Source organism: Shewanella sp. KX20019, assembly GCF_016757755.1.
Taxonomy (GTDB): Bacteria; Pseudomonadota; Gammaproteobacteria; order Enterobacterales; family Shewanellaceae; genus Shewanella.
This window is the reverse complement of record NZ_CP068437.1, coordinates 4554526-4569635: the sequence shown is the minus strand read 5'-3', so window position 1 is coordinate 4569635 and position 15110 is coordinate 4554526. Positions and strand designations below refer to the sequence as shown.

14 protein-coding genes are annotated in these 15110 nt (G+C 44.8%); all 14 read left to right on the top strand.

The window, feature by feature from the left end; translation table 11 throughout:
- The first annotated feature begins 570 nt into the window (after positions 1 to 570).
- The 14 genes from JK628_RS19810 (at position 571) to JK628_RS19745 (ending at position 15087) form a co-directional block, all read left to right on the top strand.
- Entirely contained in the window at positions 571 to 1821 is a 1251-nt protein-coding gene (locus tag JK628_RS19810; protein ID WP_202286632.1) for a malic enzyme-like NAD(P)-binding protein, read from the top strand.
- A gap of 159 nt (positions 1822 to 1980) precedes the next feature.
- A complete protein-coding gene (csrD, locus tag JK628_RS19805; RefSeq protein ID WP_202286631.1) occupies positions 1981 to 3897 on the top strand; it encodes an RNase E specificity factor CsrD in 1917 nt (638 codons plus the stop codon).
- A gap of 213 nt (positions 3898 to 4110) precedes the next feature.
- On the top strand, positions 4111 to 4992 hold the full coding sequence (locus JK628_RS19800; protein ID WP_202286630.1) for an MSHA biogenesis protein MshI: 882 nt from the start codon (positions 4111 to 4113) through the stop codon (positions 4990 to 4992).
- Positions 4989 to 5603 (top strand): PilN domain-containing protein, encoded by a 615-nt coding sequence (locus JK628_RS19795; protein ID WP_202286629.1) that lies wholly within the window; start codon positions 4989 to 4991, stop codon positions 5601 to 5603. Before JK628_RS19800 ends, JK628_RS19795 begins: the two co-directional genes overlap by 4 nt.
- Positions 5600 to 6256, top strand: coding sequence for a type II secretion system protein M (locus JK628_RS19790; protein WP_202286628.1), 657 nt, complete (start codon positions 5600 to 5602; stop codon positions 6254 to 6256). The genes JK628_RS19795 and JK628_RS19790 overlap by 4 nt, the downstream gene beginning before the upstream one ends.
- A complete protein-coding gene (locus JK628_RS19785) occupies positions 6237 to 6572 on the top strand; it encodes an MSHA biogenesis protein MshK (protein ID WP_237524071.1) in 336 nt (111 codons plus the stop codon). The genes JK628_RS19790 and JK628_RS19785 overlap by 20 nt, the downstream gene beginning before the upstream one ends.
- Positions 6573 to 6576: 4 nt before the next feature.
- Positions 6577 to 8256 carry a pilus (MSHA type) biogenesis protein MshL gene (mshL, locus tag JK628_RS19780; protein WP_202286627.1) on the top strand — a complete coding sequence of 560 codons (1680 nt, stop codon included), beginning with the start codon at positions 6577 to 6579 and terminating at the stop codon, positions 8254 to 8256.
- A 2-nt stretch (positions 8257 to 8258) separates the two neighbouring features.
- Positions 8259 to 9167, top strand: coding sequence for an ExeA family protein (locus JK628_RS19775; RefSeq protein WP_202286626.1), 909 nt, complete (start codon positions 8259 to 8261; stop codon positions 9165 to 9167).
- Positions 9164 to 10339 (top strand): tetratricopeptide repeat protein, encoded by a 1176-nt coding sequence (locus JK628_RS19770; RefSeq protein WP_202286625.1) that lies wholly within the window; start codon positions 9164 to 9166, stop codon positions 10337 to 10339. The genes JK628_RS19775 and JK628_RS19770 overlap by 4 nt, the downstream gene beginning before the upstream one ends.
- On the top strand, positions 10336 to 12072 hold the full coding sequence (locus JK628_RS19765) for a GspE/PulE family protein (protein WP_202286624.1): 1737 nt from the start codon (positions 10336 to 10338) through the stop codon (positions 12070 to 12072). The genes JK628_RS19770 and JK628_RS19765 overlap by 4 nt, the downstream gene beginning before the upstream one ends.
- Positions 12072 to 13292 (top strand): type II secretion system F family protein, encoded by a 1221-nt coding sequence (locus JK628_RS19760; RefSeq protein WP_202286623.1) that lies wholly within the window; start codon positions 12072 to 12074, stop codon positions 13290 to 13292. The genes JK628_RS19765 and JK628_RS19760 overlap by 1 nt, the downstream gene beginning before the upstream one ends.
- Positions 13293 to 13385: 93 nt before the next feature.
- On the top strand, positions 13386 to 13808 hold the full coding sequence (locus tag JK628_RS19755; protein WP_237524070.1) for a hypothetical protein: 423 nt from the start codon (positions 13386 to 13388) through the stop codon (positions 13806 to 13808).
- Between the two features lie 69 nt (positions 13809 to 13877).
- Positions 13878 to 14483 (top strand): pilin, encoded by a 606-nt coding sequence (locus tag JK628_RS19750; protein ID WP_237524243.1) that lies wholly within the window; start codon positions 13878 to 13880, stop codon positions 14481 to 14483.
- Between the two features lie 79 nt (positions 14484 to 14562).
- On the top strand, positions 14563 to 15087 hold the full coding sequence (locus JK628_RS19745) for a type II secretion system protein (RefSeq protein ID WP_202289900.1): 525 nt from the start codon (positions 14563 to 14565) through the stop codon (positions 15085 to 15087).
- Positions 15088 to 15110 lie beyond the last annotated feature (23 nt).

Below are 15110 nucleotides of genomic sequence, written 5' to 3'. Positions count from 1 at the left end.
AATGACTTATTTGGCTATGATTCGTGGAAATAGACAAGATGTTTGGCCAAATAAGACCAATTTTTGGCGTCATATCGATTATCAAGTCAACTCAGCAGAAAGGCCTCCGGCAGATAATGCCAACCGATGACGATAGATCAAAGGGTGGTGAGTGGATGTGAAAGAAAAGGTCAGGTTTTTGCGCGGTTAATCGATAATAAGTTGCTTTTGATGATACCTAAGCAAGATATTAGTAAGTTTAGCAATATTTTGAATCTTGGTCTGCCCCAAGGCCAGCTAGTAGTAGGGCGTAACGTGTACTTTTCTTACAGAAAGTGGTGCGTAAATGGCACTGATTTGTCACAGATAACCGTCGAAAAAGACAACTTGAAATAATATATAGCGATAAAGTCGGAATTTTCAAAGATCTTATTTGAAATGCTCCTATATTCGAGTATCTTAGCGTCTATCAGCTTAGGTTTTTTTGTTTAGGTTTACATCATACTGACCTTAATCTAAACAATCCTTAATAACCGTTTAGCTGTCGACCTTTCGCTTTGGATATTATTAGTCGCACTCAGGATTAGAAAAATGGCCGATCTTCGTCAACAAGCCCTCGATTATCATGAATTACCCGTTCCAGGTAAAACAGCAGTTTGCCTAACAAAACCCGCAGAAACTAGCATGGATCTTGCACTGGCATATAGCCCCGGTGTGGCTGAACCTGTTCGTGAAATTGCGGCAAACCCTGAAAATGCATATCGCTATACCGGTAAAGGAAACACAGTTGCTGTGATCTCTAACGGTACCGCCATTTTAGGTTTAGGTAATCTAGGTCCGTTGGCCTCTAAGCCTGTCATGGAAGGTAAAGCGCTTTTGTTTAAGCACTTTGCCAATATTGATGCGACAGATATCGAAGTGAAGCACAGAACTTCTGAAGAGTTTATAAATACCGTTGAAGCGATTGCCGATACATTCGGTGGTATCAACCTTGAAGATATTAAAGCGCCAGAGTGTTTTGAGATCGAAAAAATATTGATTGAGCGCTGCAATGTGCCAGTTTTTCACGATGACCAGCATGGTACAGCGATTGTGACTGCCGCCGGCATGATCAATGCGTTAGAGATCCAAGGTAAGTCGATTGAAGAGGCTGTATTTGTGTGTATGGGCGCTGGCGCAGCTGCCATCGCCTGTATGACCATGATCGTTAAGTGTGGTGCGCAACGCGAAAATATCTACATGTTAGATAGAAAAGGCGTTATCCATACCCGTCGCGAAGACATTAACGAGTATAAGGCGTTGTTTGCGAACAACACTGATAAGCGCACGCTACAAGATGTAATTAAAGGTGCAGATGCTTTCTTAGGCTTGTCTGGACCAGATGTCCTAGGCGCTGAAGATGTTGCTTTGATGGCTGAAAAGCCAGTGATTTTTGCTTGTTCAAATCCAGACCCTGAGATTAGACCCGAAATTGCGCATGAAACACGTAAAGACTTAATTATGGGAACGGGTCGCAGTGACTATCCAAACCAAGTTAATAACGTATTGTGTTTTCCATTCATTTTCCGTGGTGCATTAGATGTGCGTGCATCAAAGATTAATGATGAGATGAAAATTGCCGCAGTGCATGCAATTGCAAGCTTAGCAAAAGAAGCTGTTCCAGCATCAGTGCTTGCTGCCTATCCAGATGTTCACTCGCTTGAGTTTGGTGCTGAGTACGTTATTCCAAAACCAATGGATCCACGCTTACTGCCGAATGTTGCCAAAGCCGTAGCGATTGCAGCTATTGAATCAGGTGTTGCCCATATTACGACGCTACCTGTCGGTTATATGGAGTCGTAATCAGGTATTGTTACACTGATTAATGAAAGGGCCTTAGGGCCCTTTTTTGCTTTCTATCGTTTTTATTTTGCCTTTTACCATCCGCTGTTTAATAATCCTCAATAAGCCGCTACATGCGGGATATCTAAATCAAAATAAGATCCTGCAGGAAGCGGACATATGATACTTACTCGAATTCTTACTAAGAAACTCACTAGCTTTTGGCTAATGTCGTTAGCTGGAGTTGCCTTTATCGGCTTTTTAACCGCTATGTTCAGTTTCTTTCAGTTGACCTATGCATTTCAACAGCAAAAAGTGTCGGAACTTGAGAGTATGTTGCAACAGCAGTTAGCGGTATCTGTAGCACCTGAAGCTAAGTGGCAGCTTAATAATTGGTTGCCGCCACTGCTGCACGCATACCAAGCGCAGTCATTTATTCTGACTAAAGATGAGGCTACCTTTTTTGAGTTCCAGTCTGAAAATCCGCAGTCGGCAGGGGTGCGCTACAGCAGTGAGCTTGGCGATGGTTTAGTCATGGAACTGGTGTTGCCACAGCCATTTAATAAGCATGAGATGGGGGCTTATGAATGGTTGATTATATTGGTCGGCTGTATTGCTGTAATACTATTTGTTCGGTTTGGCTTTAGGTGGTTGTCGGACGAACTTAATGGTATTGAAGATTTGGCACAACGAGCCAACCTCATCTTAAGTGGCAAGCGTGATAAGGCCTTAGCTGAGAAGGGGCATGGCAGGCCTAGAATGATAAATCGTGCCATAACGCAGTTATTGCTTGAATTGCATGATGCGCATAAAGAGCGCGCAAGATTTGATCAGTTTATTCGTGCCAACACTTTTCTTGATGCTGAAACGGGCGTTGGTAACCGTCTGTTCCTTAAAAATCGATTGGATGCGCTAAGTAATAATAGCGGCATGATGACACCGGGGGTGTTGTATCTGTTTGAGATGGAAGATCTAGACCTGTTAACCCGAGAGATTGGTGAAGAGGAGGTCAATGAGACACTTTCACAAGTCATCGCCACCATAAATCAAATTTTGCTGAGTAAAGCGAATAGCATTTTTTCGCGCCGATCTTATAACCAGTTCGCGGTCGTTGTGCCACAAATTTCACAAAAAGAAGCGGACCAATTAGCGGCTAAGCTATTACGGGCAAGTTTGGGCCAGATTGATAGTTTGCTCGACACGCCAGATGATTTTCTGCATCTAGGTGGTGCCTATTTCAAGGTGGGTGATGATAAAGATGCGTTAGTCGAAGAGGCTGAACTCGCTCTGCGATCTGCTCAATTCCAGGGCGGTAGTAGTTGGTTTATGTATGATAAGGGCGCTGTTGATGGTGACTTGTCCAAAGGCTCAGTGCGTTGGCGCAGCTTTTTGGAGAGTGTGCTGGTAAGCAAGCGCGTGTACTTATTCTCGCAGCCAGTTGTTGATGGTGATTTCAATGCGCATCATCAGGAGGTATCTTGCCGACTGCGGGATACTCAAGGCAATCTGGTCCGTGCGACACTTTTTTTACCGATGGCAATTAAATGCGGCCTCACTCCTCAAATTGAGAGACAAGTTATCGAGATGGTGTTGTTTGATGTGTTACCAAAACAAAAGGATACTAGCCTTAAGTTCAGTATAAACCTGAGTTTAGATACATTAACCAGCCGCGCATTTGTACGCTGGTTAAAAACCACATTATTGGAGTATCGACATTTAGTGCCACGGATTATCTTTGAGGTAAATGAAGATATCTTAGTGAATAATCAAGATGTGCTCAATGAGCCACTCGACATGCTCAGTAAAATGGGTGCGGGGATCTGTGTTGATAGGGTTGGACAACAGGTTGTTAGTACTGAGTACTTTCAACGCTACCCCATATCTCTAATTAAACTGCATCGCTCTATTGTCAATCAAATCCACTTGCGAGCGGAGAATCAACTCTTTGTACGAAGCCTCATTGCTGGTCTGTATCGTCTTGATGTACAGATTTGCGCTGAAGGTGTTGAAGTTTTTGAAGAGTGGCAGACATTACAAATCCTAGGGGTGAGTGCGGGGCAGGGAAGTTTCTTTAGTGAGCCGGTAGAGGAGACATAAACAGTTTTGATTTCCATCAAAGCAGATAATCTAACGGTATAATGGATGTTTTTCTATAATATTCAGCTATTAGTGGTTACACTAATGTCATAAGAAGACTATTGTTCATAACTTGAATGTGTGCCATTAGTATTTAATTAACAAGTCGTTATCAATAATGCGGCAATGTGATATTTTTTCGGTAGAAATTGACAGTATTTAAGGCATGGATGAATGGAAGGTAGCTTGTTAAGTAAACTCCAGTTTTGGCGGAAAGCCGTTCCAACAATAGAGTTGGGATTATATGTTTGTGCCGAGAAAATATATGTATATCAAGAGGCAACTGAAAAGTTCGCCGCCAATTCATTCGCTTTCACATTCAAAAAATTTGATTGGACTGATGCCTTCGAGCAGATCGTAAAATCGCTCGGTACAGCAAAAATTCAGATCGTTTTATCTGCTGAGTTTTATCAAGTGATGCAGGTCGACAGGCCAAATGTCGAACCAGAAGAGATGAATGCTGCGTTGTTATGGTCGGTAAAAGATCTGGTTAGCCAACCGGTAACCGACATCCATTTAGATTACTTCGAATCATCTAAGCAAACGACTAACAAAGTCAGTGTTGTTGTTGCTGGAAAAAAACAACTCACAAGCTTACTACTAGCCGCAAGAGTGGCGGGTATTGAAACGTGCGGCGTAACGATTGAAGAGATGGCTATTACCAATCTGTTTAATGATAGCCAAGCAAGGCTGTTACTCAGTCACCGAGCTGGCGGCGAGCTTTTGCTTGCTGTGGTAAAGAATGGCGAGCTATTTATGCAGCGCAGAGTCAGAGGGTTTTTACAGCTCGATAGCATAGCCGCTGATGACCTAGCTTTCGGTCATGCTGACAATTTGAGTTTAGAGATCCAGCGTTCAATGGACTTTTTTGAAAGCCAACTGCGTGAGGCCCCCGTCGCCTCAATTGACTTGCTGATGTTGGGTGCCCGTGACAAATTAGCTGCGTTAGTGAGTGAAAACTTCAGTCAAAGTGTGACGCCTTTCCAAGCTGAGTCGGTAGAAGGTGTTTTCTCTCAGATGGCGTTGGCCGAGTTTTCGCGAGGTGAAACGATATGAAATTAAGAGTTAACCTCTACTCGGAGTCCCTATTTCCAGCTGAAATACGTTTATCTTTTTTACGATTGAACCAACTACTTGCAGGCTTGGTTTTAGTGTTGCTACTGAGCAGTGCTGTTGCCTATGGATTGGTGTCGAGCTTGCAGTCTGAAAAAGGTGCATTGCAACAAACTAAAACCACTTTAGATAGACAGAAAACTGAGCTCGAAGGTGAACTTGCCAAAAGACAGCCAAGTGCAGCGCTGGTTGCTGAAGTTGAATTAAAAGCGCAACAGTTAGAACTCAAGCAGATGTTAATGGGTAAATTGAGTCAACAAGAAGCGCTGACAAGTTTTGGTTACTCGCCGTTGATGACAGATTTAGCCAGCGTGGCTGATCGCAGCATTTGGCTGAAGCGTATTCAGGTTAACGAGAATCGCTATATCTTCGAAGGCTACACCTCTAGCCCACAAAGTGTTCCTAATTGGATTGATAGACTTAAAACCACCACAACATTGAAAGGTCATGCATTTGCATCAATGACCATGAGCCTAGGTGAAAACCAGCCGCTGGCATTTAAATTAACCAGTGATGCCGAAACGGGCACCAATGCCGTGGAGACTCAACAATGAAGCAGCGCTGGTATGATGTAGCTAATAAGTTTGATCCGCTTAGCCAACGCGAGAGGGTGTTAGTTGCGGCAGCGGTGCTTATCGTTGCGGGATTGCTTTTTTATCTGCCATTGGAGTCACTGTTAACCAAGCATACTCAGTTAAGCCAGCAGATCTCCTCTTTAAAGAGTGACAACAATATTTCACAGCAGCAGATAGCGCTCTATGAGCAAAGTTTGGCGACCGACCCTGACACCGAGTATCGCCAGCGCTTAGCTAATATTATTCAGCAAACGAATCAAATAGATGAAGAACTGTCTTTTCAAATGGTAGATATGGTGCCAGCAGATCATATGCCGGCTCTACTCGCTGGGCTACTTTCAAATGTAAAAGGCATTAAATTGATTGGCTTTACTTCAATCGCACCGACCGCATTATTGGAAGTCGGTGAAGAGAGAAAAATGAATTTGTATAGCCATGGGATCCGGCTGGAGTTTACTGGCGATTATTTTTCGGTATTACGCTTTGTTGAAGCTGTTGAGAACATGCCAAATAAACTCTATTGGCGCAGCATGGATTATAAAGTGGATGCCTATCCCAAAGCTGCAATCACGTTAGAGCTGTATACCCTAAGCATAAATAAGGACTTTATTAGTGTTGCTAAAACAAATTAGTCGCTTAGTACTGCTAATCGTCGCAGGCAGTTATTGTTTTAACTTAAGTGCCGCTAGTTTACGTGATCCAACGTTACCTGGTGCAGGTGCAAGTATAAGCAATACCGCAACAGTGTCAGTGAATAAGTCATTGACATTGAACAGTGTTTTAATTAAACAAGATGGCTCTTTAGCAGTGATTAATAATAAAATCTTTAAGCAGGGTCAACGAGTGCAAGGTGTAAAGATTGTGCATATTGGCAAGGATACAGTGTCGTTAGCGGATGGCCGTAAACTGACAATGTTTAAAGCGATTACAGAGATTAAGGGACAATAAACAGATGCGCTCAACACGATATATAACCCCTTTACTGACATTGCTATTAGTGGCTTGCCAAACTGTTGACCGGCCGAACCCAGTAGAGTCAAAACAAGCTTTGGCTGAGTCCATCACTACTGCTGGCACGGCCACTTTAGCGCCACCGCCTGCAGTGTTACCTGAAGATGTGCAAAGAGAGCTCGCATCAGACAGTTTACTGGCTGGCTTTACGCCAGCTAAAAGAGCTGAGCGTCGTTTTGACGTGTCTGCCCATGAAGTCGATGCGAAAATATTTTTCCCCAGCCTAGTGCAGGGCACACCATTAAGTGTGGCAGTGCATCCCGATGTCTCTGGACTGATTTCTCTTTCATTAAAAGGGGTTACCCTTAACGAAACTTTGCAGGTTGTTGAAGATATTTACGGTTATGAAGTGAGTCGAGAGGGACGGATTTTACGTATTTACCCTGCCGGTATGCGTACCGAAACCTTTTCACTCAACTACCTCTATATGGAGCGTCAAGGATTGTCGTTGACCTCAGTTAATTCTGGGCGTATTTCTGATGATAACAACAGCTCCAGTGGCAGCAATAACAGCAATAACAGCAATAGCGGCAATAATAATTCGAGTAACAGTTCCAATAGTGATTCAAATTCTAGCAACAGTAGCAGCGAACAAACCAACGGTACTTTTATCCGCTCAAAAACTAAATCTGATTTTTGGGGCGAGTTAAAAGAAACATTGGTCTCGATAGTGGGTGAAAGTGGCGGCGGTCGTCAGGTGGTCATTAGCCCACAGGCTGGACTCGTCACCGTTCGTGCCTATCCTAATGAAATAAGACAAGTGCGTAATTTTATCAAAACGGCTGAAAGTCACTTGCAGCGCCAAGTTATTATCGAAGCAAAAGTACTTGAAGTGACACTGTCTGATGGTTACCAGCAAGGGATCCACTGGGAAAGTGTATTGGGTCATGCAGGTAGTACAGATATTACCTTTGGGACCAGTCCATCAACCGGCTTAACGGATCCTATCACTGGTGCACTCGGTGGGGTTACCTCTATTCAGCTTAAAGGCTCTGATTTTAGCACCATGATTAGCTTACTTGATACGCAAGGTGATGTTGACGTGCTATCGAGCCCACGTGTTACCGCGTCAAATAATCAAAAAGCCGTGATTAAAGTGGGTACCGACGAATACTTTGTCACCGATGTTTCTTCGACGACGATTGCTGGCACCACACCTGTCACTAGCCCTGAAGTTGAGCTTACGCCATTTTTCTCAGGCATTGCACTCGATGTTACTCCGCAAATCGATGCAGAAGGGAATGTGCTATTACATATCCACCCATCGGTCATTAATATTAAAGAGCAGACTAAAACGATTAAGATCTCCGATAGCACCCTGGAGCTCCCATTGGCGCAAAGTGAGATCCGTGAGTCCGATACTGTCATCCGAGCTGCAAGTGGCGATGTCGTCGTCATCGGTGGCTTGATGAAGAGTGAGAACATTGAGCTGGTTTCTAAGGTACCGTTACTTGGGGATATTCCATTTATTGGTGAGGCATTTACTAACCGCGCTAACTCCACCGTAAAGACTGAATTGGTTATCCTCTTGAAACCTATCGTTGTTGGTGCTGATACCTGGGAGAGCGAGCTTAAGCGCTCGCAAGACCTACTCGACCGTTGGTATCCTGAGGAGGAGTAGGTTTGTATCTGCAGCACTTTCGGTTAACTGAAACACCGTTTTCACTGACACCGAACACAGAGTTCTTTTTTGGCTTAGCACCGCACGTGGAAGCCCTGCAAGTGCTGCAAACGGCGTTACAGACAGGTGAAGGTTTTATCAAGGTTACCGGCGAAGTTGGTACTGGAAAAACCTTGATTTGTCGAAAGCTCATTAATGAGCTGCCAGAGCGTTTTCACTGTGCTTATTTGCCTAACCCGTATCTTACCCCCGCCGAACTTCGGTGGGCAGTAGCGATGGAACTTGGACTTAAGCACTCTAGCCAGATGGGGCAGCAGCAGCTCACCGGCTTAATTCAGCAACAGTTAATGGCGCTAAGTGCGCATGGCCACTCAATTATTTTAGTACTGGATGAAGCCCAAGCACTACCTGATGATAGTTTAGAGGCATTACGGTTATTTACTAACCTAGAAACAGAGAGTCGAAAACTATTGCAAGTGGTGTTATTTGCTCAGCCAGAGTTAGATGAACGTCTTGCCATGAGCAAATTCAGGCAGCTTAGGCAACGAATTACCTTCAGTTACTGTCTTCGCTCCCTCACATTAAATGAGTCCTCCGCTTATATTCAACATCGATTAAAAGTGGCAGGAAGTAAAGATGAGGCATTGTTTACAGACTTCAATGCTAAGCGTATCGCGAAAGCGGCGCGAGGGATCCCACGTTTGATCAATATTTTGTCTCATAAAGCGCTACTGGTTTGTTTTGGTGAAGGGGTGATAAAAATTTCAAAGCATCATGTTGATGCCGCTATTGCTGATACTGAAGATGCATCCGCTCAGAAGCAATCATTAGCGGGTTGGGCATTGGCTGCAGCTGTATTAACGAGCACGGTGTTAGCGGCTCTATATTGGCTTAAAGGAGGTGTTGTATGAGCGTAATCAATAAAATGCTCAAAGATTTAGACAAGCGACAACAACCTCACGGCATCGAGAGAATGGCAAAGCCACAAAGTACGCTGTTACCTCAGCGTCAATCTAAGCTACCTATCGTCGTGACCAGTTTGCTGTCATTGCTGATTGGTGGTTTGATTGTCTTTTTTGTTATTGAGCTCGGCAATCTAAGCGCCAAAGATGATGCGGTAGCGGCTCAGCAAAGTAAAGTGCCAAGTAAGCAGATTGCTGATCAACTAACAGAGCCAGTGGTAATAGGCGAGACTGCAGTGACCAGTGCCGTCAGTATCAGTAATGATGAGCAATCCGCACCACCTGAATTGACGCCGCAAGCGGTTAGCCCTGTGCAAGTGTTAGCTGAAGGCCTGACTGACGAAAGTACCACAGGCCCTGCTGACAGTGCGCTCGCTAGTAGCCAAACTAACATTGATGTGAACACAGTGACCGCCACTAAAAACCCTGCTAGTTCGCCGGTTAGCAAAGGCGCTGGCTCAATGAGTATTGAAGCGACGAAGCGGGCGACTAGAGCTTCTTATAGCGGCAGTAATATGGCGATAAAAGAGGTCAAGTTAACTCCCGCGCAGTTGGCACAGAAGCAGATGATATTGGCAAATGATGCGCAGCAGCAGGGGCTGCATAGCGATGCACTCACTTACTATAAGGCTGCTTTGTCTTATAACCCCGCTCTACATCAAGCCAGAAAGCAGGCTGCAGCGCTTTATTATGGGCAAAACAAGTTGTCAGAATCAGCTCAACTATTAAAGCAAGGGCAACTCTTATTCCCTGAAGAGTATGAGTATTCACTGCTATTAGCGCGTGTACAGCAGGCGGCAGGGCAGAACCAGCAAGCGTTGGCCAGCTTGGCGCTAATTCCCGACACGAGTGTATTGGCTTTAAAAAAGTGGCATCAACAAAGTGATTTAGCACAAAAAGAGCAAGACTTTGCCGTTGCGGAGCAAAGCTTTAGACAACTCGCCAAAAATGAGCCTAGCCAGGGGCGATGGTGGATGGGGCTCGGTTATGCACTCGATGCTCAGAAAAACTATACAGAGGCCAAAAATGCCTACAAGCAAGCTTTGGCACAAGGGAATCTCTCTTCTCAAGCGCAAGCCTATGTTGATAATCGATTGGTGCAGTTAGGAGCATTCCAGTGAAACCTAAGTTAAAAATGCGTTTAGGTGATCTTCTCGTTCAAGAGCACATTATTACCGATGACCAGCTCGGCCAGGCGCTGAGTGAGCAGCGTAATAGCGGCAAAAAGCTTGGACGTACGTTAATCGATCTTTCATCGATCACAGAAGAGCAGTTGCTCAAGTTCTTGTCCCAGCAGCTCAATATCCCTTTTTTAGATATCAGTAAACGTGCAATTGCATCAAAGGTTGTCGGACTTCTGCCTGAGGTACAGGCCCGACGTTATCGTGCCCTAGTGGTTGAAGATAATGGTGATTCGGTCTTAGTGGCTATGAGCGATCCAGCCGATCTACAGGCAATGGATACGCTAGAGGGGCTGCTTGTTCCTAAACGTATTAGCATCGCGGTAGTGACTGAAAATCAACTGCTTGATGCTTTTGATAATCTTTATCGTCGTACTGACGAGATCGCGGAAATAGCCGGTAAGTTAGAGGAGGAGTATGCGGCTGACGAGCTGTTCGATCTCGCAAGCTTAACTGACGGTGACGGTGACAATGAAACCACCGTGGTCAAGTTATTGCAGTCAATATTTGAAGATGCAGTGCAGATGCGAGCATCAGATATCCATATCGAACCTGGTGAGAATGCATTACGGATCCGCCAGCGTATTGATGGTCAACTGCATGAAAATATACTCCCCGAAGTGAATATCGCCGCAGCCTTGGTGTTGCGTTTGAAACTGATGGCAGGACTCGATATATCTGAAAAGCGTTTGCCACAGGATGGTCGTTTTCATATGGAGATCAAGGGTCATAAGATCGATGTGCGTATGTCGACTATGCCTATTTACCATGGTGAGTCGGTGGTAATGCGTCTGCTTGATCAGTCTGCCGGCTTACTGACCCTGAACGAAACGGGTATGCCAGCTGAAATGCTGGCACGTATTCGTCGGCAAATTAAGCGTCCTCACGGGATGCTTCTAGTCACTGGGCCAACGGGTAGCGGTAAAACCACCACCTTGTATGGTGTGCTTAGTGAGCTCAATACAGCTGACAGAAAAATTATCACCGTCGAAGATCCTGTCGAGTACCAACTACCGCGTATAAATCAGGTGCAAGTTAATCACAAGATTGGCCTCGACTTTTCTAATGTGCTACGAACTACCTTGCGTCAAGATCCCGATATAATCATGGTGGGTGAGATGCGAGACCAAGAGACGGTTGAGATTGGTCTACGTGGTGCCTTAACGGGTCACTTTGTACTTTCAACACTGCATACCAACGATGCGGTAACCAGTGCGTTACGACTGTTAGACATGGGCGCTGCGGCTTACTTAGTCGCAAGTGCCTTAAGAGTGATTATCGCCCAGCGGTTGGTGCGCCGGGTCTGTCAAAACTGCGCCAGCCCTTATACGTTAACTGCGCAGGATAAGGTATGGCTTACAACCGTCAGTAAAATTGATATCTCAAAGGCGACATTTAGAGCAGGAACAGGCTGTCAAAGTTGCAACGGTAGTGGTTATCGCGGCCGTATCGGCGTGTTTGAGATCCTAGAGTTAGATGAACCTATGGTTGAAGCGATGCGTTCAGGTAATCCGCAGGAGTTTACTCGCGCAGCTTACAGTAGCCCTAACTTTACCCCGTTAGCAGATTCTGCCTTAGCGTATTTAGCGCAAGGTATGACGACTATCGAAGAGGTGGCCAAGCTGGTTGAAGATGTCAGCGATGACACGCTTAATGTTGGTGAGGGCTCATAATGCCTAGCTATCAGTATCGCGGACGCAGTGCGCAAGGAGAGCAAGTTACTGGGCAGTTAGATGCTAGTTCAGAAAGCGCTGCGGCTGATCAACTGATGTCTCGCGGCGTGATCCCACTTGAGCTTTCTCCTGCAAAAGAGGTGAAGGAGTTTAATCTTAAGTCGCTATTTAGAGGCAAGGTAGCACTTGATGAATTACAAATTTTTACCCGGCAAATGTATTCATTAACACGCTCTGGTATTCCAATGTTACGCGCGATAGCGGGTCTTTCTGAGACTACCCATTCACAGCGTATGAAAGATGCACTAAACGATATATCAGAGCAGCTCACCTCTGGCAGGCCGCTTTCATCAGCGATGAACCAACACCCTGATGTATTTGATGCACTGTTTATATCGATGATCCATGTGGGTGAAAACACCGGTAAATTAGAAGATGCATTTATTCAGCTATCTGGCTATATAGAGCGCGAGCAGGAGACGCGGCGGCGGATTAAAGCGGCCATGCGCTATCCAATATTCGTACTTATCGCTATCGCTATCGCGATGGTGATCCTCAATATTATGGTGATCCCAAAGTTTGCGGAAATGTTCTCACGTTTTGGCGCCGATCTGCCTTGGGCAACCAAGTTGCTTATCAATACATCGAGCCTTTTTGTCAATTATTGGGCAGTGATGATCGTGATTTTAATTGCATCTTTTGGGGGGATTCGTTACTGGCACAGCACTGACAAAGGTGAACGACAATGGGACCGCTGGAAACTCAATATTCCTGCGGTGGGCAGTATTATTGAGCGTTCAACGCTTTCTCGCTATTGCCGTAGCTTTTCGATGATGCTGAGTGCAGGCGTGCCTATGACGCAAGCCCTAAGCCTAGTGGCGGATGCGGTGGACAACGCTTACATGCATGACCGTATTGTGGCTATGCGCCGCGGTATCGAATCCGGTGACTCCATGTTAAGAGTACACAATAGTAGCCAGCTATTTACCCCATTGGTGCTACAGATGGTTGCAGTTGGTGAGGAGACGGGGCAAATTGATCAGCTACTCAACGATGCGGCAGATTTTTACGAAGGCGAAGTCGATTACGATCTTAAAAACCTAACCGCTAAACTAGAACCGATATTAATCGGTTTTGTTGCTTGTATCGTTCTGGTGCTAGCGTTAGGTATTTACCTGCCTATGTGGGACATGTTGAGTGTCGTTAAGGGCGGAAACTGATGCTTGAACAGAGTGTGGCTAGTGCTTAGTCAACAGAAGGCAGATAGTGAACTACTGACCCTTTTTAAGAGGGTCTTTGCGCTAGTAATACTGTTGTTAGTATTATCTTACTTAGCGTTTGGTTACTTTGGTGGCGTAAATCAAGTTGGCCAACGGAGTATTCAAGTCGAGCATAATCGGTTACTTAATGTATTGGGGGTTATTCGCTCCCAGTGGCAGATCCAAGGTAAACCTGAGCGATTGCAACTGGATTGGCGTAGTGATTTAACTGATAGCGCAGAAACCATAAGCTATGTTTCGATGGCTACCGGGGGCTGGCCAATACCGGATGAAACATCTGTTGCTGGCTGTCGTGAACTAATAGGTGAGTTGTTGGGCTTAAGTTACGCCAAGCAAGTTGTCACTAAGTTCAACTCGAATACAGGTGCGTGTCGGTATATTGGCGAGGAAGGCGGAAGTATTAGCTACCAAACAAGTTCTGGGCGAGTCATATTTTTGACGGGCTTAGGTAAATAGTGAAATTATCTGTTTTCAATTTTTAACAAACTGATAGAATAAACTTATAACCAGATGGGGATTAAAATGATTAGACAGCAGCAAAAGGGTTTTTCCCTTATAGAGTTAGTGATTGTTATTGTGATTTTGGGCTTGCTGGCAGCAACAGCGATTCCACGTTTTTTGAATGTAACAGAAGATGCAAAGGATGCCAGTGTTGATGGCGTTGCAGGTGGCTTAGCAACTGCAGTGAGCTTTGTGCGCTCACAGTGGGAAGTTGATGGTCGTAATGTTGATAATGTGGTGCTCGCTGGCGCACGTATTCAACTCGATGACCGTTTTGGCTTCCCAACGGGTACTGGTGGAAACTCTGCGACTGGTATGAACACTGCTCGTTGTAGTGAAGTGTTCAACACCGTTTTACAAAACGCACCTCGTAATGTTCTTGGTACTCAAGATGCTAGAGGAATGCGTTATACGGTTAGTGTTGAAAATACTGGCGGCGGAACGGTTATTGATTTAGAAGGAAATGATATTCCAAATGTCGATTTATGCGTCTATCACTTAGTAGAGTCATTAGTATTAGCTGATAATAATGGTGTCCCTTCTGACAGCCCACTTACTTCAGCGACTCCGAACAGCAAGGGTGTTACTTACAACCCAGGTAACGGCCAGGTTCAAAGCTTTATTAACTAATTTTTTTGCAGCTGATGATTGCTTATAATTAGAGTTAATCGTCAACTGTAATTCGCTTTATAGAGGTATGAAAATGAATATGCAAAAGCAAAATGGTTTTACGCTAATTGAATTAGTGGTGGTTATTATTATTTTGGGTATCTTGGCAGTCACTGCAGCGCCTAAATTTATCAACCTGCAAGGTGACGCCAGAGCTTCTACTCTGCAAGGAATGAAAGGCTCGATTCAAAGTGCAAACTCTATGGTGTTTGCAAAAGCAGCGATCAATGGCAAAGAAACACTAGAAACAGATGATTGGGATGATGATGCTGCTGACGGCGTTGATATCGGCGTTGGAACAGTTGCAACTAACTTTGGTTACCTTCAGGGACTTCAGTCTGAATTAGAAATAGCTCTAGATGTCACATTTAATGTTGGAACTTCAGCAACAGATAATACAATCGATACCGATAACAATGCTGATTGGACTATTTTTGTAGATACTGGTGTTGCTACTATTTGGCAAGCGGACGCACCAGCAACATGTCGGTTTACTTACACTGAATCAGATGCTGAAGGTGAGTTACCTGAATATTCAGTGATGCCAGCTGCCACAGATTGTTAAAATAAATAGACTATTTGGATTTA

Excerpts from the sequence above, each read along its gene's own strand:
- JK628_RS19810 (WP_202286632.1), top strand. The coding sequence starts at position 571 with ATGGCCGATCTTCGTCAACAAGCCCTCGATTATCATGAATTACCCGTT.
- csrD (WP_202286631.1), top strand. The coding sequence starts at position 1,981 with ATGATACTTACTCGAATTCTTACTAAGAAACTCACTAGCTTTTGGCTA.
- JK628_RS19800 (WP_202286630.1), top strand. The coding sequence starts at position 4,111 with ATGGAAGGTAGCTTGTTAAGTAAACTCCAGTTTTGGCGGAAAGCCGTT.
- JK628_RS19795 (WP_202286629.1), top strand. The coding sequence starts at position 4,989 with ATGAAATTAAGAGTTAACCTCTACTCGGAGTCCCTATTTCCAGCTGAA.
- JK628_RS19790 (WP_202286628.1), top strand. The coding sequence starts at position 5,600 with ATGAAGCAGCGCTGGTATGATGTAGCTAATAAGTTTGATCCGCTTAGC.
- mshL (WP_202286627.1), top strand. The coding sequence starts at position 6,577 with ATGCGCTCAACACGATATATAACCCCTTTACTGACATTGCTATTAGTG.
- JK628_RS19770 (WP_202286625.1), top strand. The coding sequence starts at position 9,164 with ATGAGCGTAATCAATAAAATGCTCAAAGATTTAGACAAGCGACAACAA.
- JK628_RS19760 (WP_202286623.1), top strand. The coding sequence starts at position 12,072 with ATGCCTAGCTATCAGTATCGCGGACGCAGTGCGCAAGGAGAGCAAGTT.
- JK628_RS19745 (WP_202289900.1), top strand. The coding sequence starts at position 14,563 with ATGCAAAAGCAAAATGGTTTTACGCTAATTGAATTAGTGGTGGTTATT.